The following is a 25,815-nucleotide window of genomic DNA, read 5'->3' as shown; positions in this document are numbered from 1 at the left end:
CTATGGAGCATAATTTAGCAGTAGGATTAGACATAGGAACCACAAAAATTGTGGCAATGATTGGGCGTAAAAATGAATACGGCAAAGTTGAAATTTTAGGTATAGGTAAATCTAAAAGTTTGGGAGTGCATCGTGGTGTTGTAAACAACATAACCCAAACTATTCAGTCTATTCAACAAGCTGTTCAAGAAGCAGAAGTTGCAGCAGATTTAAAAATAGAAGATGTAACTGTTGGGATAGCAGGACAACATATAAGAAGTTTACAACATAGTGATTATATCACCAGAGCGAATTCTGAAACGGTGATTGACGAAGATGATATTGATAGACTTATCAATCAAGTTCATAAACTTGTAATGCTTCCGGGTGAAGAAATTATTCATGTACTGCCTCAAGAATATAAAGTTGATGGTCAAGCCGAAATAAAAGAGCCCATTGGTATGTATGGTGGTAGATTAGAAGCTAATTTTCATGTTGTTGTTGGTCAAGTATCATCCATTAGAAATATAGGGCGTTGTGTACAAAGTTCTGGATTGAACCTTGAAGGAATTACCCTCGAGCCTTTAGCATCTGCTAATGCTGTTTTAAGTCAGGAAGAAAAAGAAGCAGGTGTTGCCTTAATTGATATAGGTGGTGGAACGACAGATTTGGCCATTTTTAGAGATGGAATCATACGTCATACGGCAGTAATTCCATTTGGAGGTAATGTGATTACGGAAGATATTAAAGAAGGTTGTTCTATAATTGAAAAGCAAGCCGAATTATTAAAAATAAAATTTGGTTCTGCGTGGCCAGGGGAAAATAAGGATAATGAAATCGTTTCTATTCCTGGGTTAAGAGGAAGAGAGCCTAAAGAAATAACCTTAAAAAACTTATCTAAAATTATTCACGCCCGTGTTGTTGAAATAATCGAGCAAGTGTATGTCGAGATAAAGAATTACGGACACGAAGAACAAAAGAAAAAATTAATAGCCGGAATAGTTTTAACAGGAGGAGGAAGTCAACTTAAACATTTAAAGCAATTAGTTGAATATATCACAGGCATGGATACTAGAATTGGGTACCCTAATGAGCATTTAGCAGGCGATAGTGATGACGATGTTACGAGCCCGCTTTTCGCAACTGCGGTTGGTTTAGTGTTAGATGGTTTAAAACGTCAAGAAAGAAAAAAAGTTGAACTGCAAGAAGAGATAATAAGTCATGAAGAAGAATCGGAAGATGAAGACGAAGTAAAAGAAAAACCATTAAAAGAACGACGCTCTTTTCTTGATAAGTTAACCGAGCGTGTTAAAGACTTTTTAGATAATGCAGAGTAGAACTATAAAATAAAAAGTCTTTAAGACTTAGTGAGAAAAAAATCCATTTGAATTAAAATATTAAGTACAAAACCCCAAAAAACAGAATTTTATGAGCAGCAAAAAAGAATTCGAAACAAACATATCATTTGATTTGCCTAAAAACCAATCAAATGTCATTAAAGTCATAGGTGTTGGTGGCGGTGGCAGCAATGCCATTAATCATATGTTCCAGCAAGGTATAAAAGGTGTAGATTTTTACATTTGTAATACCGATGCACAGGCATTACAAAATAGTGGTGTGCCTAATAAAATCCAGTTAGGTCTTAATTTAACCGAAGGATTAGGGGCTGGTGCAAATCCAGATATAGGCGAGCAATCTGCTGTTGAGAGTTTTGATGACATTTCTCAAATGCTAGACTCAAACACAAAAATGGTTTTTATTACTGCAGGAATGGGGGGTGGAACCGGTACTGGGGCAGCTCCAATTATTGCTAAAATGGCTAAAGATTTAGACATTTTAACTGTTGGAATTGTAACAATGCCATTTCAGTTTGAAGGGAGAATGCGTATTGAGCAATCTCAAAAAGGAATTGAAAAATTAAGAAAAGTAGTCGATTCGTTAATCGTTATCAATAATAATAAACTTCGTGAAGTATACGGAAACCTAGGTTTTAAAGCAGGTTTCTCGAAAGCCGATGAGGTGCTATCTACTGCTGCTCGTGGTATAGCCGAAGTTATTACACATCACTACACTCAAAACATCGATTTACGCGACGCTAAAACTGTTTTAAGTAATAGCGGAACGGCCATAATGGGTTCTGCCTTAGCTTCAGGTCAAGATCGTGCACAAGATGCCATTCGTAAAGCGCTCGATTCTCCATTATTAAACGATAATAAAATAACAGGTGCTAAGAACGTATTATTATTAATCGTTTCTGGCACCCAAGAAATAACAATTGACGAGATTGGAGAAATAAATGATCACATTCAAAATGAAGCTGGTCATGGTGCTAACATCATTATGGGTGTTGGCGAAGATGAATCTTTAGAAGAGTCAATTGCTGTAACCATTATAGCTACAGGATTTAATATAGAACAACAAGATGAAATTTCCAATACAGAAACTAAGAAGGTTGTTCATTCTTTAAGTGAAGATTTAGAATTAGATGCAAAAGAAAAAGAACCAGTTGTTATCGAACCAACAATTGTTCTTGAAGAAAAGAAGGAGCCGCCAGTAGTTCGTCACACTTTAGAGATTGAAGAAGAGGAAGTTACTTTTGTTAAAAAGGAAGAGATTGAAGAAAAACATAGCGATATTGAACTCATTCCAACTTCAGAAATTATAAAAAACATGAATGTGGTTTATGATGAAGTAAAAGCTGATTATGGCACATTTGAAGAAGATGAAGATTTCATTATCAAACCAGTTACTAGAATGGTTGCAGACGTTGAAAATGTCCAGGATATTGAAGTTATTTCAGATAGTATTGAAGAAGAGCAACAAATCACATTAACCTTTGATTTGCCATTGTCAAATTCAAGCGAATCCAAAGAAGAAGAAATAGAAAATGAAGATTTAGTAACTTATGATTTAACCGATGATGTAAAAGATATATCTGTTAATGACTATGTGGAGTTAATCACTGTAAACGAGACAAACGAAGAAGGCGATATTCGTTATGCATTGGATGATTATGTTGAGGTAGAATCTTCAATGAATAATACTCAGAAAGTAACTAAAGTTGTTGAAGAAGAAGTAGATGAGGAAGTTGTCTTTGAAAAGAAAGTTGTTAAAGAACCTGAATTAGGAGAAGATACAGCGGAAGAAATAGACCCAATGAATAGTCCAATTTCAGAGTTGTTAAAAGAGCGTGCGGAAGAGCGCAGACGTAAAATGAAGGACTTTAATTATAAATTTAATAATGCCAAAATTGATGATATTGAAAAAGTGCCTGCTTACAAGCGTCAAGGTGTCGATTTAAAAGAAACTAAGCATTCATCAGAAACAGATTTATCTAGAACAAGTATTGGTTTAGATGATAATGATGATCTTCAATTAAGAAATAATAATTCATTTTTACATGATAATGTAGATTGATTTATTCGAATTTAACCTAGTGTGTTATTTAATGACCCGAAAAGTTCCCTCAACTTTTCGGGTTTTTTTCTGGTCTTTAATGCAAAGGCAGAAATCTATTTTTTATCTTCGCAAACAGCAAATATTAAAAACTATGAGTTTACAACAAGAAGTAATGACAGCTTTAAAAGCAGCTATGAAATCTAAAGATCAAACAGCGTTAACAGCATTACGAGCTGTAAAATCGGCTATTCTTTTAGCTCAGACAGAATCAGGTGCAAAAGAAGAATTAACGCAAGAGCAGGAGCTTAAAATACTCCAGAAGCTAGTTAAACAACGTAAAGATAGTGCTGCAATTTATTTAGAGCAAGGTAGAAAGGATTTGGCATTACCTGAAATTGATGAAGCTGAAGTTATAAGTCAGTTTTTACCTGAAGCACTAACTGATGACGAAATTGAGAAGGTTGTTGTGGCTATAATTGAGCAAACAGGAGCTAACGGCATGAAGGATATGGGGAAAGTTATGGGAATGGTTAGTAAAGAATTAGCTGGACAAGCAGATGGTAAAACCATTTCTAATATTGTAAAGGCTAAGTTATCTTAAGTTATTAAACATAAATTATAATGGCTGCGTAGTTCAACTGGATAGAATATCAGATTTCGGCTCTGAGGGTTGGGGGTTCGAATCCCTTCGCGGTCACAAATAAAAAGCAACTAAAAAATAATCTCAATATTTTGGGATTAGTTTTTAGTTGCTTTTTGCATATCGTAAAAACTTAGAATGTTTTTTAGGGCATTTTAAAATTCCAACTATTTTAATTCAAGAATATAACCATAAAAGGATCTAAATCACCATGACTTTTATCATGCTTTATTTAGAATTAGTTTAATAATTTTAGTGAACTAATTATTTAAAACTTAATGTCATGATACGAAAAGCACCAGTTTCTATGATAATGACAGAGCATGTCATCACATTAAAAAAAACAGATAGCCTAGAAAAAGCCGAAAAGTTATTTAAGCGACATAAAATAAGACATATTCCTGTTGTCGATGACGATGCCATAATTGGAATGCTTAGTTATTCTGACTTATTACGATTAAGTTTTGCCGATGTTACCAATGAAGACGAAAACATTGTAGATGTAATGGTATATAATATGTTTAAAATAGACCAAGTAATGAAACGAAACTTAGTTACAGTATCGTCATCAAAATCTATAAAAGAGGTTGCTGAAATATTAGCTAAAAACGAATTTCATGCGCTACCGGTAGTGGATAATAATAAGTTAAGTGGCATTGTAACTACTACAGATTTAATTAAGTATTTACTTAAACAGTTTTAAATCATCTTAGTATGTCATCAAATAAGGTTTTATTATTTCAAATGATTTATTGATAAAGCCTCCTTATGAGTTAGTATTTTTTTTAATCTAAATGAAATCTCATGAAACATATTCCAGTATCTTCAATTATGACTAAAAAAATTGTAGCAATTACCCTTACGGAAGATTTAGAAAGGGCTGAATTGTTATTTAAGCGTCATAAAATAAGACATATTCCAGTCGTTTCCAATGAGGTTATAGTTGGAATGTTAAGTTATACAGATTTGATGCGAATAAGTATTGCAGAAACTGATGATGAAGCCGGAAATACAATTGATTCGATAGTCTTTAATACTTTTAAAATAGAACAAGTCATGGCAAAAAGTGTCGTGACTGTTAGTAGTGAAACGTCAATTAAAGAAGCTGCTAAAATTCTGGCTAATAACGAATTTCATGCTTTACCAGTAGTTGATAATGGCGAACTGGTTGGTATGATAACAACTACAGATTTACTCAACTATCTCATTAACGAGATTTAAGAATTAGCAAGAGCTTTTAATTCTTTGATAGTTTTAGGTTGGTCCTTACTTTTAAAAACATAGCTTCCTGCTACTAATACATCGGCTCCGGCATCAACCAGTTGTTTAGCATTTTTATTGGTTACTCCGCCATCAATTTCTATTTTGGTTGCAGCACCTTTTCTTGTAATTAATTCTTTTAGCTGCTTAACTTTATTATAAGTGTTTTCAATAAAACTTTGTCCGCCAAACCCTGGGTTAACACTCATTAAGCATACTAAATCAATATCATTTATAGTATCTTCCAAAAGACTAACATTGGTGTGTGGGTTTAGCGCGACACCTGCTTTCATGCCTTCTGCTTTTATGGCTTGTAAGGTTCTATGTAAATGTGTGCAGGCTTCGACGTGTACAGTTAAAATATGACTACCTAAATTGGCAAATGTTTTAATGTATCTATCTGGTTCTACAATCATTAAGTGTACATCAATGGTTTTATTGGCGTGTTTGTTAATAGCTTGTAGTACCGGCATCCCAAATGAAATATTTGGTACAAAAACACCATCCATAATATCAATATGAAACCAATCTGCATCACTCTTGTTCACCATTTCTATATCTCGTTGAAGGTTAGCAAAATCTGCTGCTAATATGGAAGGTGCAATTAATTTAGAACTCATTTTAAAATATTAAATATTGTGTAAAAATAAAGGTTTTAGAATCTTTTTTAACCAATGACACTAATAAAATTTTCAACCATTGAAATAACCTTATTTGCAATGTTATTATCGGCTTGTTTTAACCAATTAAGATATTCGTTTAATTGCTTAAATTCATCACTACTTTTTACTATCGAAAACCCGAAATTATAGTCTTCAAATATGCGTTGTTCAATATTGTTGTTTATTACTTTAATTATGTTTTTGTGTCTAGAATCAAATTTAATTTTTTCATAGGTAGTATCTACATGATCTTCAGCGCCTTCAAGAACTTGTAAAAAGTTGCCATTTTGGTATATTAAAATACCCGTAATATTTCGTTTTAAATTATTTTGTTTCGCCTTGGCGTATATTCTTTTTATGTTTTCTAACGACTCAGATTCATTTGAATCACTTATGTAACAAATCGTTTTTAACATATAAGGTTTATATTGGTTGGTGTCGCTAATGTAAAAAGATGTTTTGGTTATTTCGAATTTTTTTAAAAAATAAACCCGCGGTAATCAGCCGCGGGTTCTTTCATCAATCAAAAAACGAACAGTTATGTTTTGTAACTGTTGTTACTGTAATTTAGTCGTAATTATTGTTAATTACTATCCTAAATAAGTCTTTAATATTTTACTTCTAGACGTATGTTTTAATCTACGAATAGCTTTTTCTTTAATTTGTCTTACACGCTCACGAGTTAAATCGAAAGTCTCACCAATTTCTTCAAGAGTCATTGGGTGTTGATTACCTAATCCAAAGTATAAACGGATAACGTCGGCTTCACGCGGCGTTAATGTCTCTAGGGCACGTTCAATTTCTGTACGTAAAGATTCGTGCAATAATTCCTTATCAGGATTTGGCGATTCTCCAGAATTCAATACATCATATAAGTTAGAATCTTCACCTTCTACTAAAGGCGCATCCATACTTACGTGACGTCCTGAGTTTTTCATGGACTCTTTTACATCATTAATTGTCATATCCAATTCTTTAGCAATTTCTTCTGCCGAAGGAGGACGTTCATGACTTTGCTCTAAAAATGCAAACGTTTTATTGATTTTATTTATAGAACCAATTTTATTTAAAGGTAAACGTACAATACGAGATTGTTCAGCTAAAGCTTGAAGAATCGATTGACGAATCCACCAAACCGCATACGATATAAATTTAAATCCACGAGTTTCATCAAAACGTTGCGCTGCTTTAATTAAACCTAAGTTACCTTCATTAATTAAATCAGGTAATGTAAGTCCTTGGTTTTGGTATTGTTTAGCCACAGATACAACGAAACGTAAATTAGCTTTGGTTAACTTTTCTAAAGCAATTTGATCACCAGCTTTAATGCGTTGAGCTAATTCTACTTCTTCGTCGGCTGTAATTAAATCAACCTTACCAATTTCCTGTAGGTATTTATCTAACGAAGCGGTTTCTCTATTAGTAACCTGCTTCGTAATTTTAAGTTGTCTCATCTAAAGTTCTCCTGTATTAAATTGTGAATAAAATAGGTCGTTCAATAGTTATACGTAAGAATAACAGTTTTTGTTACAAAAAAATTCAAAATATTTGCCGTTTCTTATATTTATGACTCAAAACGACCTAAAAAGTCACTTAAATGTGTTAATTTTTAAAAATTTAACACGATTATAACTACAATATTTTTTTCATTTTATATCCTAAATGTATTATTTTTTGTTCTTTAATCGAACAATTTTGATTCTTAACTAATTTTTCAGGTTTTATACCATATTCAAACGTAATATAGCATCATATTAATAATATTGGTTTAAGATAAGATTAGGATCCCCCCAAACTAGCTTAAAATAAACTAGAATTAGAAAATGAAAAAAAACCTACTTATAATGTGCTTTGTATTGGCAATTATTCCTGCCAGCTCTCAAGAAAAACTTTCTTTGAACGATTGTATTATAATTGGTTTTAAGAACAATCTTACTCTTAAAAATAAATCGCTTGATATTGCCAAGGCGAAACTTGTAAACAAACAGAGTGTTTGGAATAACTTACCAAGAATTAATTTTGGCGCTTCACAGGATTACGAGTACGGTTTTAATATTGAGCCTACAACTAATACCAGAATTAACGAAGATTTCTTATCGAATGATCTCGCCTTAAACGCATCAGTTGATGTTTTTAATTTAGCTAAACTTAAACGACAATCCAAGACTAAAATAGATTTGTTAAAATCGGTAGTTGATTTAGATGCCGATCGTAAAATTCTGTTAATCAATATAGTTCAGTATTATTTAGAAGTGATGTTTAATAAAGAATACGTTAGTATTTTAGAAAACCAACTTTTAGAAAGTGAGAACCAATTAGATAGACTTAATAAAGCATTAAGTTTTGGATATATATCAAAAAGTGAATTGTATGATGCAGAGGCAGAATATGCAATTGATAAGAAAAATGTACTTATTGGAAAAAATAGTACGAGACGCTCGATATTAAACTTATTTAATTTACTAAACTATAAAGCAAATATTGACGAAGTTGAATTTGTTGATGTTAAGTTTGAGCTAGATACCACACCAATTGGAGATAAGCGTAAGTTAATTGCAAAAACGCTAAACAATAATAATCAAATTACAAGTGCAAAATATAATTTGGAAAGTGCAAAAAAACAAGTAGAAATCTATAGAGCACAATATTTCCCAACAATAAAACTTCAATATCAGTTAGAATCATTCTTTACTAAAAGTTTATCCAATCCGGATGACGACTATGATTCATTTAATAGTCAATTAAGAAATAATCAAACAAATTTTATTGGAGCTTCTATTAGTGTTCCCATATTTAATGGATTACAAAACCGCTATGATGTGCAGATTGCAAAAGTAGAATATGAGAAGGCTAAAATTGATCAAGAAATTGTTACAAATAACATTAATTATCAAGTACAGCAAACATTGCAAGATTTAGAAAATGCTATTTCAACTTACGAAACATCATTACAAGTGGTTCATGCTGCACTAGAATCATTTCGAATGTCTCGATTAAAATATGAACAAGGAAAAATTAATGCTTTCAACTTTGCCGCTGCTAAAGAAAACAGCTTGAAAGCAGAAATTGAGTTATTAGACTCAAAGTACAAAATTTACTTTTTTAGAGAAAAGCTTAAGATTTTTTCTATAAAGTAAAAACGACCTACTAGTAGTTTTTTATAAGTGTCTGGTTTTTAGATAAGTTGTAAGAAATACTCGTTAATGGACTACATAATAATAAGAATATAGTAGTACATTTGATATAAGCTATTATTAATAAAAAAGATGAAATTATGTTAAATTTAGACAAATTAATTAAGGACCTAAACTTTGAAAATATAGATGAAGTAATAGGTGGAGGAAAAAAGAAAAAAAAGAAAAAAAACAAATCTAGTAAAAGCAGTAAAAGCTCTAAAAGTAGTTCTAGTAGCTCAAGTAGTTCTAGCTCTAAAGGTGGAGGATGTGGTCTTCCAGCTGGGGATATTTTAGGAATTGGACACTAGATTTTAAAATAATTATAATATTTTTGAAAGCAGATTAATTTAATTAATCTGCTTTTTTTTGTGATTTAACAATGTATAAACTATCCGGCTACATAAAACTTTCGAAAGAAAAAAAGAAGAATAAAGAGATTCATTATTATGTAATAATGACAAGAAAAAGCGTTCGGCATTTTCTTATTAATCAATTCATCTTCGATTTTTTAGCTGCTTTTAAAAAACCAACAACGTTTGATAAAGTTTTAAATGAGTACACGTCTAAAATAACTAAAAAAGACGATCTAAAAGAGCTAGAAACGCAGTTACGCGTTTTTTACGATGACATGCGAAAACGCAATTGGATAGTTACAGAGCATGCTGTTGTTATAGAATCCAACGTTGAAACGCTATTTAATAAAAATGATGAATTTCTACATTACAAGGTTAAGAAAGTTTTAGCCAATAATAAGCGTACAGATGTTTATTTGGTGCGGGATAAATTAACAAATAAGCAAGTTGTAATCAAGTTGTTAAACAGATTAAAAGTTTCAAGCGATAAGCGCTACCACAAATACTTAAATGAATTTAAAATTGAGTATAATTTTTTAACCAAATTCAATTCCATATACATCAATAAAGCTCTAGATTTTTCTTTTTATAATGAGCAGGCGTTGATAGTTTTAAAATACGAAAGAGGCAAATCTGTAAACCGGTTTGTGGATGATCATTTTTTAAACTCAAAAGATAAAGCTAAACTGGTTTTAAAAATATTAAAAGCGTTTAGTTTGGTGCATGATGCTGGGGTGTTTCATGGCGATATTCATTTTAGTAACATTATGGTTAACAAAAATAAGCAACCTAGAATCATAGACTTTGGTTACTCGAATGCAGTCGAAGAAGTTAAAAATGAATCTAAAAATATTAGAAATGGTGGTGTTTATAGTTTTATCCCTCCAGAACGAGCAATAAGATCTTTGGACCGCCGATTTTCCTCAGTCCAGCAATTTCAGTCTGAAGTTTATCAAATAAGTTTAGTTTTATATTATATCTATATGAAAAAACTACCATTCAAGGCCATAACTTGGAAAACAATGGTAGATGAAAAACAAGCTTTTAATATTGAAACTTATCAGCCATTTTTAAAAAGACGAATGCCAGTTTTAATAAGAAATTTTATTATTAAAGGGTTTCAAAAAGAGCCTGAAAACAGATTTGAAACCGCACAAGATATGCACAGCAATTGGAAAAAAATTATTGATAAATTATCGTAGTATGCTGCCAAATACACTTTCTTCGTAGCATTTTACAATTCTACAGATAATTAAACTCGGTTTAAAAAAAAATACAATATATTTAGATGCCTTTTAGTAAAAAGGAATTTTTACATGATAGATCAGCAAATAAGACATAACGATTGTGGTGTAAGTGCCATTAAAACGGTTTATAACATATTAAATAAAAGTATAAGCCGAAACTATATAAAAGACGAGGTTTTTTTAAACGAATTTGGTTCTAGAATATCAGATCTAAAAAGTTTTTTTAATAATAATGGTTGTGTAGCAAATTTTAGTCTACTTGATGTAAATACTACAAAAAACAAAAAGGAATATTTTGCATCTCTTTTTCCGTTTATTGTGCCAATAGACCAAAAGGGTGAATTGCATTTTATTGTAATAAATGGGATAAAAAAGAATAAACTAAAGGTTTACGATTCAACCCAAGCCAAGGTATATTATCTCACTTTAGAAGAGCTTAAAAAAAGAGCTCATTTCTCAAACAGTTACTTAGAGCAAATACCACTAATAGAGAGGTTAGAAATACTTATTAGCCAAGAGCTATCAGAATATAATATAGATAAAAAAGCAGCTTTAAAAGACAACGATCTAGCAACGCTTTTTAATAAAATAACTTACTTTTCTTATTACAAAGAAAATTATCCTTTTGCGAGTCCAGAATTAGAAAAAAAGTTCATTGTAGACATTATTTTTAATCAAGAGATTAACTTATTGCCAGAGCATTTCAGAAGTCTGCAATACGAAAAGGAAATTATTAAAATTAATGCGCCTTTAATATTAACCGTTAAGGTTGATGAAGCTGCAGAACCACTTCCTCCTGAGAATTTAGAGGTTAAGGAAAATTTATATTACAAGTTGTTAGATGGCTTAAAGGGCAATAGAAAACTTTGGTATATTTATATTTTTACAGCCATTTTTGCTGCTTCAGTTACCCAATTGGCAGTATTTATTAATCAAATTTTAATTGATAAAGTCTTACCAAGTTTTCAAATTAACATACTAATTTTATTTGCTATAGGTGTTGGTATATTTAGCCTTTTTAACATGATAATTGGTTTGTATAAAAGTTTTATACAAATTCATTTAGGTAATATTCTAGATAAGTACTTTTTGGGTACCTTCGATCAAAAACTTAATGATTTTTCAATTGCATTTATTCAATCTTTTAAAAGAGGAGACTTAACAGAACGATTAAGCGATTCTACAAAACTTAAAACATTTTTCTTAAGGTTTTTTACTCGAATTTTGGTAGATGTTTTTGTTTCATTTTACTCTTTATTATTACTATTATTTATCAACTGGAAGCTTACTATAATTGTATTTGTAGTGATGCTCTTGTTTTACATTTGGTTTAGGGTAATGACCCCAATTTTAAAATCAAATGAAATGAAACGTTTTGCGATAAAAGCAAACTTTTTTTCAATTATGATTGAGAAAATTGAAGGTATTCAGGTTATAAAAAGTTTTAAAATTGAAAATTTAGTATCAAATAAGGTGCTTACTAATGTCGATAATTTAATAAGTATTCAAACCAAAGTAAAGTACTATAGTTTGATAAACAATTTTATTGTATCCATAATTACATTAATCGCTTCTTTACTTATACTCACGTTGCTTTCAAAAGAATCAATTGAAAATCAAACCATTACAATTGGTCAAATCATTACATTCGTCGCGTTATCGGCAAAAATATTTAGTTCCTTGAGCCGTATTTTATCTGAGAATTTAGATCTACAAGAAAACCTAGTTATTCTAAATAGGTTCTTTGATTTTAATGAGAAAAATACGTATGCTGACAATAAAAATAATATTAATGAAATTAATATCAATAGCATAGAATTTAAAGATGTCAAGTTTGAATATTTGCCAAATATGCCCATTTTAAAGGATATTAATATGACTATTAATCAGGGCGATAAAATTAAAATTGAAGGAAAAAATGGATCTGGTAAATCAACGTTTTGTAAAATTTTATCGTTGCTATATTCGCCTACTCATGGTGAAATTTTAATAAACAATATTGAACATAAATTATACAATAGAAATGTATTACGAGATACTATTTTATTAACAACAAACGAAGATATTTTATTTAACGAGTCGTTACTTTTTAATATCACTTTTGGGAAGAAAATTGAAACTGAAGCAATTGTTAACATGGCAAAACAAATTGATTTTTATGATTTTATTGCTTCTAATCCCGAGGGCTTAAATTATAGAATTAATGAAAATGGTAGAAACCTTTCGACAGGACAACGTAAAAAAGTACTTTTATTACGTGCATTGTTAAGCGATGCCGAAGTTATTATTTTAGATGAAGTCTTATCAGGCATAGATACATCATCGCGAAAAATAATTGAAAATACACTTACTGAATCAAACAAGACGGTTTTAGTAATTTCGCATGAGCCTACAGAAGGTATAGAATTTAATAAAACTTATTTATTAAATAAAGGTGAATTAACTTTAAACAACGCTTAAAATGAGTTTCTTAAAAATATATAAAGAATTTTTCGGCAAAAAGGAAAGCTTTTTGAACGAGGACTTTAATGTATACGACTCTAAAGAAATTAATTTTATAAAGATATTCTATAAGATTTTATTGGTGTTTTTAGCGATTGTTTCATTGTGTTTATTTGTAATTCCTGTTAACGATACTGTAACATTCAATTATGGAGAGATAGTTTCTAAGAATCCAGAAATCGATTTTAAAGCACCTTTTGAAATAGTTCCAGAAAAAACCTTAGTAAGTAAAGGCGATTTAGTTAAAAAAGGCGATACCTTAATGATTGTTGGTAACACAAGTGATGAATATGTAACCTTGTATCAGCAAAATAAATCGTTAGATATTGATAAATTAAATGTAGAAGAAAAAGTTGAGTTTTATAAACGAGAAATGGAACTCGGTTTTGATCAATACAATTTAAACCGAAAAAAAATAGGAAACGAAATTGAAGGTTTAAGGCAAAAGGTGAAATTATTACGCGAGCAAGAACGTATTAAACACGGTAAGCTTAAGTCTGACTCCATTATGTACAAACAGGAAGTAATAAGTTTAATTGAACTTAGAAATTCTTATGGTGATTATTTAAACGTAAAAAATCAGGTTGTTGAGAGTGAAAATCTTGTATCACAATTACGTGGACAGTATAGCACTCTAGAAAACGAGTATTTCCAGAAAAAGAATACTTTAGAAATTCAAATTTCAGATTTGTTAGCTTCACAAAATAGATTAGAACAACAAAAGGAAAACGTGAGTTCTAAGTTAGAAACCAAAGAAAAGTCCATTGTAATACTCCAATCAGAAATGAATAAACAATATATCGTTTCAAATATTGATGGTGTTGTTATTGATGTATTTACTGAAAATCAAAACGTTAGTTTTATAAATAAGGGGCAATCACTAATTACTATTTCACCAGAAAGTGAAGATTTTTATGCGCGTGTCAGAATAGATGAACAGTTTTTAAAATATCTAGAAGTTGGTCAAACCGCCCACTTAAAATTAGATGCTTACTACTTTTATCAATACGGACCAATTAAAGGCAAAGTAAGTTTTATTCCAGACAGAAAAGAAAAGGATAATAATTTTTATGTGCATGTAGATTTACCTAAAAATCATAGATTTAATTTACGGTCAGGGTATTCTGTACAAGGCGATATCATTTTAAATAAAATGATATTAGGTAGATATATTATTAAAAAATTATTCGAAAAGTACGACAATCAATTCACCACACAAAAACCGCCACCTGTAAAACAAGAGCTTAATTAGTTCAGTTTTAAATTTTGATTAAATAATTAGGCGTTAAGTTTATACTTTCCAGCATCTCTTCAGTATACTTATAATGACCGCGTACAGTAATGATTCTAAAACGAGACGATTTTAAATTACTAATAGTGTTCAAAAACAACCACTTCGATTTTAATAGTCTTGGTTTTTCGGATTTTAAGCTAATATCAAAATAATGCTTTCGACCCTCTTTGGTTGCAACAATATCTGGAGTTATACTAATATCGCTACCCGCTTTTATAAATGATTTCGGAGTTTCATAACCTTCAATATCGGCTTTAATATTTTCAAACCCTCTATTTTCTAGATAGGTAATTGAACTTTCTACTACGTCGGTGTTATCTATTTTATCTTCTTGTATCATAATTCATAAGATAATGAAAATCAACACATAAGCAAATAATTAACAAGGTTTAACTTTTGGAAGTACCTGATTTACTCAAAATCAAATGCGTCATTATCAATAATAATGCGATCTCGTAATCTATTAATTTTTTGGTGCATTCTATTGAAAAATAGAGAACGGTCTTTCTCTCCTGCATTAACCAATAATTTGGAAATGCTCATTTGTTTTTCAAAGAACTCATGCATGAGTTCGCAAGTTGGCTGGTGTTCAATTTTAAAATAACTTATTACTGTAAAAGGCGTAAAAAACACCTTTTGATGTGGAGTTTTCACCATAACGGTGTTACTCATTGTATGTATATCATTTATATAAAGATTGTAGATTGATTTATTTTTTGAACCAACTAAACATTGCTGGATAGCTTGTTTTTCAATAAGGAGTACAACATCTTCAATATCTTTACAAATTAGTAAAGCGAGTTCTTTTGAGAGCGCGCCAGCTTCAAAATAATAGAGTACTTGCTGCAAAGAACCATTAATAGTTGTGTTATTCCATATTTCAGTAATATTTATGTCTTTATATACTTGTCCTAATTTAAAAGCATTTTCTAACAGAGAGTCTGGAATGTTTTTTATAAAATGATCAAACGAAATTTTATTTCGAGTCATTTCTGGATCTACATCTTTTAACCAAACATACATTTTGTAGCGCGACAAGTACGAATCTTTTAAAGTGTGAAAAAGTGGAATGTCTTTAGCTGAATAAATTATGGTCGCACTTTTTAGTTTTGTTAATGGGTATACGTTGTTATAAGATTGTTTTAGCCACATTTCTAAACCCACAATGTTATGGATTGGTGGCGATAAGTCTGCAAGAATGGTTGTACTACTTCCAACCTCAAATAACTTATTTAATGAAATTTTATAATGTTTTGCGAGTTTTACTCCTTCTTCTAATGAAATACTTGTTTTTTGGTTGATTCTTCTATAAGCAGCATCGTAGCCAATATCTAGTACCGAAGCAATTTCGTCAACAAATGAAGTGTTATTATTGGATTTAGACTTTAAATATTTAATAAATAATTCTTGCATTTTTTCAAAAATTGCAAGTAGGAAGTAGAATGGTTTTGTGAAAATTAAGAAAAATAAATGAGTTTTTCAGACTATTTACGATATGCCTATGTGATTTTTACAACTAATTTTAAGTTATTAATCAATTGCATATCAGTTGCTAAGCAGTTTTTGTGTGATATTTAAATCAATTTATTATGAAAACAATTAAATATATTATTATCACCGCTCTTTTGATGCAAGGTGTTTGTGTTTATACCCAAACAGAAACAAATAGTTTATTCATTCGTGTATTTTCAGAATCAAGAAAAAAAATAGCTAAAGGTAAAATTGTGTTTATGAACGATAGTATTTTGTGTTTGAAAAGAGGTCAAAAAAAGCAGAATATTCAAGTGAAGGATATCTGGCGAATTAAAACGAAACGATCTGAAGGGAATAGTGTTTTAGCATCTACAGCAACAGGCGCAACTATTGGAATAGTATTGGGAGTTGCAACCGCAGATCCATCTGATTGGTGGGGTTACACAGCAGGCGAAGGCGCAATAGCTTTTGGGAGCTTAGGAGCTATTGGAGGAGCTGCAATAGGAGGAATCTCCAGTGCGTTTAAAAACTCTGAAACTTATGTTATAAATGGAGATATTGATAAATGGAGGCTTTTTAAAGAAATGATTGAGATGGTAAAGTATAAATAAATATATCTAAACAAATAAAAGCCCGTTTCAAATTGAAACGGGCTTGTTATTAAGATTTGAAAAATAAACTAATCCTCTTTTTTGTTGTCTCTTGGTCTTCTATCGTCACGACGGTTGTCGCGTCCACGATTATCTCTACCTCGGTTATCACGACCGCGATTATCTCTATTGTTATCTCTTGGTGGTCTTGCTACATAACCTTCTGGTTTTTCTAATAAAGCTTTACGAGATACTTTTTCTTTACGTGTTTTTGGATCAACTCCAAAATACTTCACGTTAAATACGTCTCCCATATTTACTACATCAGAAACATTTTCAGTACGTTCCCAAGCTAATTCACTTACGTGCAACAAAACCTCATTTCCTGGAGCCTGAATATATTCAACAACAGCACCAAAATCTAACATTTTAATAACTTTAACTTCGTAAGTACCTCCAACTTCAGGCTTAAACAATAAAGAATCTATTTTTGCCATTACAGCATCAATACCTTTACTTCCAACACCTAAAACTTCTACAACACCTTCTTCTGTAACTGGGTCTTCATTAATTACAATAGTCGTATCGGTTTCTTTTTGTAATTCTTGAATTACTTTTCCACCAGGACCAATTAATGCGCCAATAAATTCATTAGGAATACGTCTAGTTACCATTGTAGGCGCGTGTTCTTTAACTTCAGCATTAGGTGTAGCAATGGTCTCAGTAATTTTATCTAAGATATGTAAACGACCATCACGAGCTTGTTTTAAGGCATTTACTAAAATCTCGTAACTTAATCCTTTTACTTTTATATCCATTTGGCAAGCCGTTATACCATCAGCAGTACCTGTTACTTTAAAGTCCATATCACCTAAATGATCTTCATCACCTAAAATATCAGATAAAACAGCATATTTTCCAGAATCAGCATCAGAAATTAATCCCATGGCAATACCAGAAACAGGCTTTTTTAATTGAACACCAGCATCCATCATTGCCATAGTTCCAGCACAAACCGTTGCCATTGAAGAAGAACCATTAGATTCTAAAATCTCTGAAACGATACGCACAGTGTACGGGCAATCGTCAGGAACCATACCTTTTAATGCACGCTGCGCTAAATTTCCATGTCCTACTTCACGACGCGAAGTCCCACGAATTGGTCTTGCCTCACCGGTTGAAAAAGGAGGGAAGTTGTAATGTAAATAAAAACGCTCTTCACCTTCAAAAGATGGCATATCAATTTGGTTTGCTTCTCTACTTGTACCTAAAGTAACCGTAGCTAAAGCTTGAGTTTCTCCTCGTGTAAAAATTGAAGAACCATGGGTTGATGGTAAATAATCTACCTCACACCAAATTGGTCTAATTTCGTCAGTTTTTCTGCCATCTAAACGTAAACCTTCATTTAATGTTAAATCTCTAACTGCTGCTTTTTCGGCTTTACTGTAGTATTTAGAAACTAAATCACCAATATCTTCTAACTCTTCTTCAGAGAATGAAGCTTTTATTTCTTCTTTTATTTCTGCAAATGCAGCACTACGTTCATGTTTTGCAGAACCTGCTTTAGCAACAGCATATACTTTGTCATATGCCATATCATGAATTTTCTTAGCCAAATCTTCATCTTCGCGTTCTGGATCATACTCACGTACTTCTTTTTTACCGAAAGCTTCAGCTAATTTTACTTGAGCGGCACATTGTACTTTAATTGCTTCATGTGCAAACTTTATAGCTTCAGTCATTTCTTCTTCAGAAATCTCATTCATTTCACCTTCAACCATCATTACAGAATCAGCTGAAGCTCCAATCATCATATCGATGTCAGATTCTTCTAATTGTGATCTTGTTGGATTGATAATAAATTCGCCATTTACACGACCAACTCTGGCTTCAGAAATTGGGCATTCAAAAGGGAAATCAGATAATTGAATTGCTGCAGATGCGGCTAAACCTGCCATAGCATCTGGCATAACATCATCATCATGAGACATTAATTGAATCATCACCTGAGTTTCAGAATGATAATCTTTTGGGAATAACGGACGTAAAACACGGTCTACCAAACGCATAGTTAAAACTTCACCATCACTTGGTCTAGCTTCTCTTTTAAAGAAACCGCCAGGGTATCTACCAGCAGCCGCAAATTTTTCACGATAATCTACTGTTAAAGGTAAAAAGTCCACATCGGCTTGTTTGTAATTGGAAACAACTGTACACAAAAGCATACATTTTCCAGATTGCACAACAACACTACCATGAGCTTGTTTTGCTAATTTTCCGGTTTCAATAGAAATTTCTCTACCGTCACCAAGGTCTATAACCTCTTTAAAAACTTTTGGAATCATAAATTTTTTCTTGTAATTCAAGTATAATCATACTCAAATCATGTTAAACAATGGTCGTTGTGTTGTGTGTAGTTGTTGTGTGTGCGACTTAAAAGTCTTGACCAATGAAAAACTGTTTGTTCCGATTTCGCCTCGGAATCTAGCTTCTTCTAAAACGTTCTTTAAACTCTTACGCTGGAGTTGTTTTATTGGGCGTTACCCACAAGGGGTCGGGCTTTGTGCTATATCTTTTTTGCAGAAAAAGCAAAAAAGGATGCCACTACAATCCCTAACGCAAAAACAAAAAAGAGGCTAGAAATAGCCTCTTTTTTATAAATATTATTTTCTTAAATTTAATTCTTTTACTATGGCACGATATCTTAAGATATCTTTCTTAGTTAAGTAATCTAGTAAAGCACGACGCTTTCCTACTAATTTCACTAAAGAACGCTCAGTATTATAATCTTTACGATTATTTTTTAAATGCTCAGTTAAGTGATTAATTCTATGCGTAAATAACGCAATTTGTCCTTCTGCACTTCCAGTATCGTTCTTTCCTTTACCGTGTTTTGCGAAGAGTTTTTCTTTTGCTTCTTTTGCTAAATACATGCTAATATTATTGTAAATGATTGTTATGTACACGAAAGCCTTTCTTTCGAGCGGCAAAGATAGGTATTTTTTATAATTAAACAAGACTTCTTTTTCTGTAAAATTTTTATTAAATTAACATGAAAATACTTAATATCCATGGATAAAATATTTACCAATGCCATAGATACCAATTTATTACCCGAAATTTTTAACAATGCCTATCATGGTATTGCAATTGTGGGTTTAGATGGGAAGTGGCTATTGGTAAGTAAAAGTTTGTGTGATATTTTAGGTTATACCGAAAAGGAGTTATTAAGCCTATCTTTTCAAGATATTACTCATAAAGAAGACATTCCCTTAGATTTGCGTCAATTAAATCAACTTCTAAAAGGTGAAATAGAAAACTACAAAATGCAGAAGCGCTATTTTACCAAAAATGGGGACCTTATTTGGGCGCAATTATCTGTGTCTTTGGTGCGTGATGAAGAAAACAAACCAAAATATTTTATTTCACAAGTACAAGATATTACCAAGCGTAAAAGAAAAGAAAATAATAGGGCTATAATTGCAAAAGTCATTAAAGAGCAAAATCAGCGCCTATTAAATTTCTCAAGGATAATTACTCACAATTTAAAAACTCATGCAGGGAATTTAGATAATTTAACAAAATTTGTTGAAGAAGAAATCCCTGAAACTTCAACCAATGAGAGTTTTAAGGTATTGAAACAAGCGGTTCAAAATTTACAAGATACCGTCGCGCACCTTACAGAAATAGCTAAATTTTCCAAATACGACAAATCTCAACTTAGACCATTAAATTTATATGAATATGCTGTAAATGCCATTTATAATATAGCCTCATTAGCAAAAAATAATAATTGTGAAATCGAGAATTTAATTGGAAAAGATGTGAAAGTTATTGGAATTGAGGCTTATCTAGACAGCATATTATTAAATCTGCTAACAAATGCTATTAAATACCGAGAAGAATCTAGAACAGGGCATATTATTTTAAAAACCAAATTAAAAAATAATCGAATTGTTTTGACCGTACAAGATAACGGCATGGGCATAGACTTAAATAAACATGGAAAAAAAATGTTTTCGCTTTATCAAACCTTCCATAATCATAGCGATTCTACAGGTGTCGGTTTATTTATCACAAAAAATCAAGTTGAGACTATTGGAGGTCGAATCAAGGTGAAAAGTAAAGTAGGTAAAGGTTCTAAGTTTATGGTTTATTTCAGACCAGGTTAGTTTAATTGCTCAATTTCAAAAAAAAAGAGTCGGTAATTTTACCGACTCTTTTCTTTTTATATTTATACTACATTTTATTTTCTTAGAGGTTGATTCAATATCAAATCTAAATATTTATTTACCTTGTCTTTAAGCTCTTTACGCAGCGTTATAAAGTCAAGAAACCCGTGTTCTAGTAAAAATTCTGAAGTTTGGAATCCTTCTGGTAACTCCTTTCCAGTTGTATCTCTTACAATACGTGGTCCAGCGAATCCTATTAAAGCTCCAGGCTCTGCAATATTAATATCACCTAACATAGCAAAAGAAGCCGTAGTTCCTCCTGTTGTTGGGTCGGTACATAATGAAATGTAAGGCAATTGAGCATCGGCTAATTGCGCTAATTTTACAGATGTTTTGGCTAATTGCATCAATGAAAATGCAGCTTCCATCATTCTAGCTCCTCCAGATTTTGATATAACCATTAAAGGCAATTTGTTTTTAAGCGCATAATCTGCTGCTCGAGCAATTTTTTCACCTACAACACTTCCCATAGATCCGCCAATAAAAGCAAAATCCATACAAGCTACCACCAATTCTTTACCTTTAGATTTTCCAACGGCACATCTAACCGCATCTTTTAGTTTGGTTTTCTTCTGTGCAGCTTTTAAACGATCTGGATATTTTTTGGTGTCTTCAAATTTAAGTGGGTCTTTAGATTCTAGATTAGCATCTAACTCCTTAAATTTATTATCGTCAAAAAGAATTTCAAAATATTCTCTACTACCAATTCTTACATGGTACCCGTCTTCTGGACTAACGTAATAGTTTTTTTCTAACTCTTCTGTATCAACAATTTTACCCGTTGGAGATTTATACCACAGTCCTTTTGGGGTGTCTTTTTTCTCTTCGGTAGTTGTTGTAATTCCTTTTGTTTTTCTTTTAAACCAAGACATATATTGATTTATTTTTTAAGTTTTTACGATTTTTTGATTTATAATAAATCTAAAAATCATGGATTTTGGTTAGTTGATTTTTGCGTTTGCAAAGTGTACAAAATTACTATTTTTATTAATCAAACTCAAAATTTGTGACTCCAATCTCGAATCTTTAAATATAGTAAAAATAAAAATCCTGCTTTACACCAACCTAGTTAGTTGTAAAACAGGATTTTATATATTATATGTGTTAGAGAATCAAAGCAATGTTTGTTTCTGTTAACATTCGGGAAAGAATTAAAAATTCAACCCTTAACAAACGCTCAAATATTATAGAGTATTTACATTGTTTAAATCTTCAAAAGCCTTTTTTAAACGCTCCACAAAAGTTTTTTCGCCTTCACGTAACCAAACTCTTGGGTCGTAATATTTTTTATTAGGAACGTCGTCTCCATCCGGGTTTCCAATTTGTCCTTTAAGATAATCAGCTTTAGAGTTCATATAATCTCTAATACCACTCATAAATGCATATTGTAAATCGGTGTCGATATTCATTTTAATCACTCCGTAGCTAATACCCTCACGAATTTCTTCAACTGTAGAACCAGATCCGCCGTGGAATACAAAATCGATATGATTATGCTCTACACCGTATTTTTTCGAGATATATTCTTGAGAATTTTTTAAGATTTTTGGAGTTAACTTGACATTTCCTGGTTTGTAAACACCATGTACATTACCAAAAGCCGCAGCAATAGTAAATTGATCGCTTACTTTACTTAATTCTTCGTAAGCATAAGCCACCTCTTCTGGTTGTGTGTATAATTTAGAATCATCAACATCGGTATTATCAACACCATCTTCTTCACCACCTGTAATACCAAGCTCTATCTCTAAAGTCATGCCCATTTTAGACATTCTTTCTAAATATTGTTTACAAATTTCTATGTTTTCTTCAATTGGCTCCTCTGAAAGGTCAATCATATGTGAACTGAATAAAGATTTTCCAGTTTCTTTATAATGTACTTCACTAGCATCTAATAAGCCATCAATCCATGGCAATAATTTTTTAGCACAATGGTCTGTATGTAAAATAACAGTAACACCGTAAGCTTCCGCTAAAGTATGTACATGTTTTGCTCCAGCAACTGCTCCTGCAATGGCTGCTTTTTGCCCATCGTTGCTTAAACCTTTACCTGCATTAAATTGTGCGCCACCATTAGAGAATTGTATAATTACAGGAGCATTTAAATCTCTAGCCGTTTCTAAAACGCCATTTATAGTGTCTGACCCTATTACGTTTACTGCTGGTAACGCATAGTTATTAGCTTTTGCGTGGTTGAAAATAGCTTGTACTTCTTTGCCTGTTGCAACCCCTGGTTTTATGTTGTGTCCCATTACTTATGTTTTAAATTTAATTAGTGATTAGTAAAATTCAAAAGTAATCAATTTTATAATAATTAGTGTCGGTTTTTACCTTTGAAAGCGTAAAGTTTGACTAAAACGTTTTAGTAGAATTTTGAGTTTAGTGACTTGTTATTATGAGTTTTACAGTGGTAAAAAATAAGTTTAAATAGTGATAAAGGTAGAAACTGTATCTATTAAAAAGGGTAGTTGATACCAATATTATAAACAGCGTTGGTAAAGTTAAAGTCGTTTAACCACCTGTTACCCTCACTGTAAGAGGGGTCGTAGGATTTGAAACCAACATCAAATCTGAATATAAAAAAACTAAAATCGTATCGTAACCCAAAGCCAGAACCAACCGCAATGTCTTTTAATGAATTAAACCCTGAAAAAGTGGCAGCATCATCTTCAACATTGTCTAAAACATTCCAAATATTTCCGGCGTCAACGAAAATAGCGCCATTTAAATCGCCAAAAACATTGAAACGTTGTTCTACACTAAAAGCTAGTTTAAAATTTGCTTCATTGAACTCGTTCGTAGATTCTGAGCTTCCAGGACCTAAATTATAGGCGCTCCACGCACGATTATCGTTAGGTCCACCGGCAAAGAAACTCTTTGCAAACGGAATACTGTTGGAGTTGCCATATGGAATAGCTATACCCACAAATCCTCTGGCTGCAAGTACATTTTTTTTGCCTAAATCCCAGTGTTTAATATAATCGAGTTCGGTTTTAACGTATTGGGAATAGGCAACATCAAGAAATTGATAACGACCTTCATCATCTTTTTTCAATCCTAAAAGTTTTGAAGTGCTAGCTAATACATTTCCTGCCAGTTCAAGTTTTGCTCGAAAAATAGAAAAATCATTATCAAATAAATTCGTTCTATCATCTTTCGAATAACTAAAACTAGACGATAAAATTAAGTTGTTTTCTGTTAATCTGTTTTTACGTTCGCTGATGCCCGAAACGGCTTGATAGTCGGTTGCATTACTTGATTCATAGTTGGTATCACTCAAAACTAAATCGATAAAATCGTCTGCTTTTTCCTCTATTAAACTTTCAGCTCCAGCTTCATTTGTTGAAATATATTCTGAAGGAGTATTATAAGAGTCGAGTGCAATATCTTCCAAACTATCAAAGGCATTGGTATAGACACTAAAGTAGTTATTCGGGTTTTTATTGTTTACAAATTGAATATTAAACAAGTCTAATCTGTTTGTAACCTTCGTGCTTGGATACCAATTATAACTAAAATTACCACTAAAAGTTTGTTTATCTAATCCTATGTTGGTTTGACTGGTCGTAGCTAAGCCAATACTTGTACTAGGCGACATGTATTTTGGAATGATGTTTTCTGTATAAAACGGAGAAAACAATCTTGGGATGGTTAATTTTACGTTTAAACCATATTCTACGATATCAAAAAACGGGTCGCCTTTTTCTCGAGCATCTTCAGATGCACCAATAGAACCAATACCCGATAACGACAAGGTTTCAGCGCCTTTAAAAATATTTCTAATTTGTAAACTTGGGTTAAGCGAAAAACCTACTTGCTGAATATTACTTTGCGATACATCGGCACTAAAATTTAAATTAAACTTTTTTAAAGGCGACAGTCGAATGGTATCTGTTAATGTGTTATCTGGATTCTCAAAATATTCAATATTAGGATATTTAAACGTACGAAGCTCAGTTAAATAACGATAGGTTCTAGTTCGGTCTATGTTACGATAAACCGCTCCTGGAGATATAAAAATAGCATCTGTAATGGCCTTTGGTCTATATCGCATTTTACCATAACTGAACAATTTATAACCACCATAAGACACCGAATCTTGAAAGGGTTTGTTTCGGTTTTCATAACTATAATCGGTAATAATATTGACATCGCTAATTCTATAAACTTTAAAAGGTTCTCGTCTTATAGAATCAGGAGTTCTAATAGCTCTATCCTGTATTTTAACTCCAACATTTACTTTTTTGTTGGTGCCTATAGTATCCATTTCAAAGGTGATATAATCTTGATTGAAATGATAAATACCAGAATTTAATAACTCATTTGATATGCGTTCGCGCTCTTGTTCAAAATTTGTTACTCGATATTGTTCTCCAGTTTTTATTAATGCATTTTTCTCAAACCTTTTGTACAAGGAATCAATAATTGGCGACTTTATAGTTTCTGTTATTGAATCTATTAAAAAGGCTTGATTTGTAGCGACTTCGTAGGTTATTTGGGCACGTTTATTATCTTTTTTTTCAATACTATAGTCTGCTTCAACATCAAACCACCCATTGCTTATGTAATAATCTTTAAGTCTACCAACCGATCGTTTGGTTTTTTCTTCATTAACAATAACCGGGGCTTCTCCGGTTTCTTTAAGCCAATTATTAAAACCAACTGCAGTCTTTTTAAGCTTATCTACTTGCTTTTGCGAAAAACGTTTAGTTAGTTTTTCTCTTCGTTTAGGTTTTTTATCTAACCAAGCTTCAAAAAGAGAATCTCGATTCGGTCTGGCCTTATTGTAAATATGGAGGCGAAGTGGAATACCGGCTATTTTTCTGTTGGGTTTTTGATATAGTAAATTGTTTATGGTTTCGGTATTATCTTTTTTCTCATTAACAACAACAGTCGTGTTAGTTAGTAAATACTCGTCTTCAGCAACTCTTTTCACTGCGTTACAAGAGTATAAATAACCTGCAAGTAATGCTAAAATTAATATTTTTGAGAGCTGTTTTTTCAAATG

General features: G+C 31.8%; 22 protein-coding genes and 1 tRNA gene. 13 read left to right on the top strand and 10 right to left on the bottom strand.

All coding sequences use genetic code 11. The features are described 5' to 3' along the window. Positions 1–2: 2 nt before the first annotated feature. The 6 genes from ftsA to O5O44_RS13510 all read left to right on the top strand — a co-directional run bounded on the left by ftsA (position 3) and on the right by O5O44_RS13510 (position 5,239). On the top strand, positions 3–1,316 hold the full coding sequence (ftsA, locus tag O5O44_RS13535; RefSeq protein WP_019387916.1) for a cell division protein FtsA: 1,314 nt from the start codon (positions 3–5) through the stop codon (positions 1,314–1,316). A gap of 91 nt (positions 1,317–1,407) precedes the next feature. After that, the gene (gene ftsZ, locus O5O44_RS13530; protein WP_289194784.1) at positions 1,408–3,396 is read left to right on the top strand and encodes a cell division protein FtsZ; all 1,989 of its coding nucleotides are present in this window, start codon (positions 1,408–1,410) and stop codon (positions 3,394–3,396) included. Positions 3,397–3,529: 133 nt separating this feature from the next. Then, complete coding sequence (locus tag O5O44_RS13525) at positions 3,530–3,979, top strand: GatB/YqeY domain-containing protein (RefSeq protein ID WP_289194783.1); 450 nt, start codon at positions 3,530–3,532, stop codon at positions 3,977–3,979. A 22-nt stretch (positions 3,980–4,001) separates the two neighbouring features. Then, positions 4,002–4,075 (top strand) — tRNA-Arg (locus O5O44_RS13520). A gap of 226 nt (positions 4,076–4,301) precedes the next feature. Next, entirely contained in the window at positions 4,302–4,721 is a 420-nt protein-coding gene (locus tag O5O44_RS13515; protein WP_289194782.1) for a CBS domain-containing protein, read from the top strand. Positions 4,722–4,822: 101 nt separating this feature from the next. Beyond that, positions 4,823–5,239: a CBS domain-containing protein gene (locus O5O44_RS13510; protein ID WP_289194781.1), complete on the top strand. Its 417-nt coding sequence runs from the start codon at positions 4,823–4,825 to the stop codon at positions 5,237–5,239. Here the strand turns inward: O5O44_RS13510 and rpe are convergent. The 3 genes from rpe to O5O44_RS13495 form a co-directional block, all read right to left on the bottom strand. Then, positions 5,236–5,898, bottom strand: coding sequence for a ribulose-phosphate 3-epimerase (gene rpe / locus O5O44_RS13505; RefSeq protein WP_289194780.1), 663 nt, complete (start codon positions 5,896–5,898; stop codon positions 5,236–5,238). The two genes, O5O44_RS13510 and rpe, sit on opposite strands and share 4 nt — an antisense overlap. 47 nt (positions 5,899–5,945) lie before the next feature. After that, complete coding sequence (locus O5O44_RS13500) at positions 5,946–6,356, bottom strand: BLUF domain-containing protein (RefSeq protein WP_289194779.1); 411 nt, start codon at positions 6,354–6,356, stop codon at positions 5,946–5,948. A gap of 174 nt (positions 6,357–6,530) precedes the next feature. Continuing rightward, positions 6,531–7,394: a sigma-70 family RNA polymerase sigma factor gene (locus tag O5O44_RS13495; protein WP_019387909.1), complete on the bottom strand. Its 864-nt coding sequence runs from the start codon at positions 7,392–7,394 to the stop codon at positions 6,531–6,533. Positions 7,395–7,763: 369 nt separating this feature from the next. On the opposite strand from O5O44_RS13495, the gene O5O44_RS13490 reads away from it, so the two are divergent. From O5O44_RS13490 to O5O44_RS13470, 5 genes are all read left to right on the top strand, one after another. Continuing rightward, positions 7,764–9,077: a TolC family protein gene (locus O5O44_RS13490; protein ID WP_289194778.1), complete on the top strand. Its 1,314-nt coding sequence runs from the start codon at positions 7,764–7,766 to the stop codon at positions 9,075–9,077. Between the two features lie 137 nt (positions 9,078–9,214). Further along, positions 9,215–9,424, top strand: coding sequence for a hypothetical protein (locus O5O44_RS13485; protein ID WP_289194777.1), 210 nt, complete (start codon positions 9,215–9,217; stop codon positions 9,422–9,424). Positions 9,425–9,495: 71 nt separating this feature from the next. Then, entirely contained in the window at positions 9,496–10,671 is a 1,176-nt protein-coding gene (locus tag O5O44_RS13480) for a protein kinase domain-containing protein (protein ID WP_289194776.1), read from the top strand. A 114-nt stretch (positions 10,672–10,785) separates the two neighbouring features. Continuing rightward, complete coding sequence (locus O5O44_RS13475) at positions 10,786–13,176, top strand: ABC transporter transmembrane domain-containing protein (RefSeq protein WP_289194775.1); 2,391 nt, start codon at positions 10,786–10,788, stop codon at positions 13,174–13,176. Between the two features lies 1 nt (position 13,177). Next, positions 13,178–14,470 (top strand): HlyD family secretion protein, encoded by a 1,293-nt coding sequence (locus tag O5O44_RS13470; RefSeq protein ID WP_289194774.1) that lies wholly within the window; start codon positions 13,178–13,180, stop codon positions 14,468–14,470. Positions 14,471–14,477: 7 nt separating this feature from the next. Here the strand turns inward: O5O44_RS13470 and O5O44_RS13465 are convergent, their stop codons facing one another. Both O5O44_RS13465 and O5O44_RS13460 read right to left on the bottom strand, forming a co-directional pair. Then, the gene (locus tag O5O44_RS13465; RefSeq protein WP_289194773.1) at positions 14,478–14,852 is read right to left on the bottom strand and encodes a hypothetical protein; all 375 of its coding nucleotides are present in this window, start codon (positions 14,850–14,852) and stop codon (positions 14,478–14,480) included. A gap of 71 nt (positions 14,853–14,923) precedes the next feature. After that, on the bottom strand, positions 14,924–15,925 hold the full coding sequence (locus tag O5O44_RS13460; protein ID WP_289194772.1) for a hypothetical protein: 1,002 nt from the start codon (positions 15,923–15,925) through the stop codon (positions 14,924–14,926). A gap of 176 nt (positions 15,926–16,101) precedes the next feature. Between O5O44_RS13460 and O5O44_RS13455 the strand changes: the two genes are divergently transcribed. Then, the gene (locus O5O44_RS13455) at positions 16,102–16,596 is read left to right on the top strand and encodes a hypothetical protein (protein WP_289194771.1); all 495 of its coding nucleotides are present in this window, start codon (positions 16,102–16,104) and stop codon (positions 16,594–16,596) included. 68 nt (positions 16,597–16,664) lie between these two features. On the opposite strand, the gene O5O44_RS13450 is transcribed toward O5O44_RS13455, so the two are convergent. Both O5O44_RS13450 and rpsO read right to left on the bottom strand, forming a co-directional pair. Beyond that, positions 16,665–18,920 carry a polyribonucleotide nucleotidyltransferase gene (locus O5O44_RS13450; protein ID WP_289194770.1) on the bottom strand — a complete coding sequence of 752 codons (2,256 nt, stop codon included), beginning with the start codon at positions 18,918–18,920 and terminating at the stop codon, positions 16,665–16,667. 318 nt (positions 18,921–19,238) lie between these two features. Continuing rightward, positions 19,239–19,508, bottom strand: a complete 270-nt coding sequence (gene rpsO / locus O5O44_RS13445) for a 30S ribosomal protein S15 (RefSeq protein WP_019387903.1) — start codon at positions 19,506–19,508, stop codon at positions 19,239–19,241. A 138-nt stretch (positions 19,509–19,646) separates the two neighbouring features. On the opposite strand from rpsO, the gene O5O44_RS13440 reads away from it, so the two are divergent. Next, the gene (locus O5O44_RS13440) at positions 19,647–20,747 is read left to right on the top strand and encodes a sensor histidine kinase (RefSeq protein ID WP_289194769.1); all 1,101 of its coding nucleotides are present in this window, start codon (positions 19,647–19,649) and stop codon (positions 20,745–20,747) included. Between the two features lie 74 nt (positions 20,748–20,821). Here the strand turns inward: O5O44_RS13440 and accD are convergent, their stop codons facing one another. From accD to tamL, 3 genes are all read right to left on the bottom strand, one after another. Next, positions 20,822–21,679 carry an acetyl-CoA carboxylase, carboxyltransferase subunit beta gene (gene accD / locus O5O44_RS13435; RefSeq protein ID WP_019387901.1) on the bottom strand — a complete coding sequence of 286 codons (858 nt, stop codon included), beginning with the start codon at positions 21,677–21,679 and terminating at the stop codon, positions 20,822–20,824. Positions 21,680–21,991: 312 nt separating this feature from the next. Then, positions 21,992–23,059, bottom strand: coding sequence for a class II fructose-bisphosphate aldolase (gene fbaA, locus O5O44_RS13430; RefSeq protein ID WP_019387900.1), 1,068 nt, complete (start codon positions 23,057–23,059; stop codon positions 21,992–21,994). 203 nt (positions 23,060–23,262) lie between these two features. Beyond that, positions 23,263–25,812 (bottom strand): translocation and assembly module lipoprotein TamL, encoded by a 2,550-nt coding sequence (gene tamL, locus O5O44_RS13425; RefSeq protein WP_289194768.1) that lies wholly within the window; start codon positions 25,810–25,812, stop codon positions 23,263–23,265. Between the last annotated feature and the right edge of the window lie 3 nt (positions 25,813–25,815).

It is taken from the genome of Algibacter luteus (assembly GCF_030344935.1).
GTDB classification, from domain to species: domain Bacteria; phylum Bacteroidota; class Bacteroidia; order Flavobacteriales; family Flavobacteriaceae; genus Arenitalea; species Arenitalea lutea.
This window is presented reverse-complemented; position numbering and strand designations above follow the sequence as displayed.

Excerpts from the sequence above, each read along its gene's own strand:
- accD (WP_019387901.1), bottom strand. The coding sequence starts at position 21,679 with ATGTCTTGGTTTAAAAGAAAAACAAAAGGAATTACAACAACTACCGAA.
- O5O44_RS13490 (WP_289194778.1), top strand. The coding sequence starts at position 7,764 with ATGAAAAAAAACCTACTTATAATGTGCTTTGTATTGGCAATTATTCCT.
- rpe (WP_289194780.1), bottom strand. The coding sequence starts at position 5,898 with ATGAGTTCTAAATTAATTGCACCTTCCATATTAGCAGCAGATTTTGCT.
- fbaA (WP_019387900.1), bottom strand. The coding sequence starts at position 23,059 with ATGGGACACAACATAAAACCAGGGGTTGCAACAGGCAAAGAAGTACAA.
- O5O44_RS13460 (WP_289194772.1), bottom strand. The coding sequence starts at position 15,925 with ATGCAAGAATTATTTATTAAATATTTAAAGTCTAAATCCAATAATAAC.
- ftsZ (WP_289194784.1), top strand. The coding sequence starts at position 1,408 with ATGAGCAGCAAAAAAGAATTCGAAACAAACATATCATTTGATTTGCCT.
- O5O44_RS13440 (WP_289194769.1), top strand. The coding sequence starts at position 19,647 with ATGGATAAAATATTTACCAATGCCATAGATACCAATTTATTACCCGAA.
- O5O44_RS13485 (WP_289194777.1), top strand. The coding sequence starts at position 9,215 with ATGTTAAATTTAGACAAATTAATTAAGGACCTAAACTTTGAAAATATA.
- O5O44_RS13465 (WP_289194773.1), bottom strand. The coding sequence starts at position 14,852 with ATGATACAAGAAGATAAAATAGATAACACCGACGTAGTAGAAAGTTCA.
- O5O44_RS13470 (WP_289194774.1), top strand. The coding sequence starts at position 13,178 with ATGAGTTTCTTAAAAATATATAAAGAATTTTTCGGCAAAAAGGAAAGC.
- O5O44_RS13450 (WP_289194770.1), bottom strand. The coding sequence starts at position 18,920 with ATGATTCCAAAAGTTTTTAAAGAGGTTATAGACCTTGGTGACGGTAGA.
- O5O44_RS13525 (WP_289194783.1), top strand. The coding sequence starts at position 3,530 with ATGAGTTTACAACAAGAAGTAATGACAGCTTTAAAAGCAGCTATGAAA.
- O5O44_RS13510 (WP_289194781.1), top strand. The coding sequence starts at position 4,823 with ATGAAACATATTCCAGTATCTTCAATTATGACTAAAAAAATTGTAGCA.
- O5O44_RS13480 (WP_289194776.1), top strand. The coding sequence starts at position 9,496 with ATGTATAAACTATCCGGCTACATAAAACTTTCGAAAGAAAAAAAGAAG.
- O5O44_RS13495 (WP_019387909.1), bottom strand. The coding sequence starts at position 7,394 with ATGAGACAACTTAAAATTACGAAGCAGGTTACTAATAGAGAAACCGCT.
- rpsO (WP_019387903.1), bottom strand. The coding sequence starts at position 19,508 with ATGTATTTAGCAAAAGAAGCAAAAGAAAAACTCTTCGCAAAACACGGT.
- O5O44_RS13475 (WP_289194775.1), top strand. The coding sequence starts at position 10,786 with ATGATAGATCAGCAAATAAGACATAACGATTGTGGTGTAAGTGCCATT.
- O5O44_RS13515 (WP_289194782.1), top strand. The coding sequence starts at position 4,302 with ATGATACGAAAAGCACCAGTTTCTATGATAATGACAGAGCATGTCATC.
- O5O44_RS13455 (WP_289194771.1), top strand. The coding sequence starts at position 16,102 with ATGAAAACAATTAAATATATTATTATCACCGCTCTTTTGATGCAAGGT.
- O5O44_RS13500 (WP_289194779.1), bottom strand. The coding sequence starts at position 6,356 with ATGTTAAAAACGATTTGTTACATAAGTGATTCAAATGAATCTGAGTCG.
- ftsA (WP_019387916.1), top strand. The coding sequence starts at position 3 with ATGGAGCATAATTTAGCAGTAGGATTAGACATAGGAACCACAAAAATT.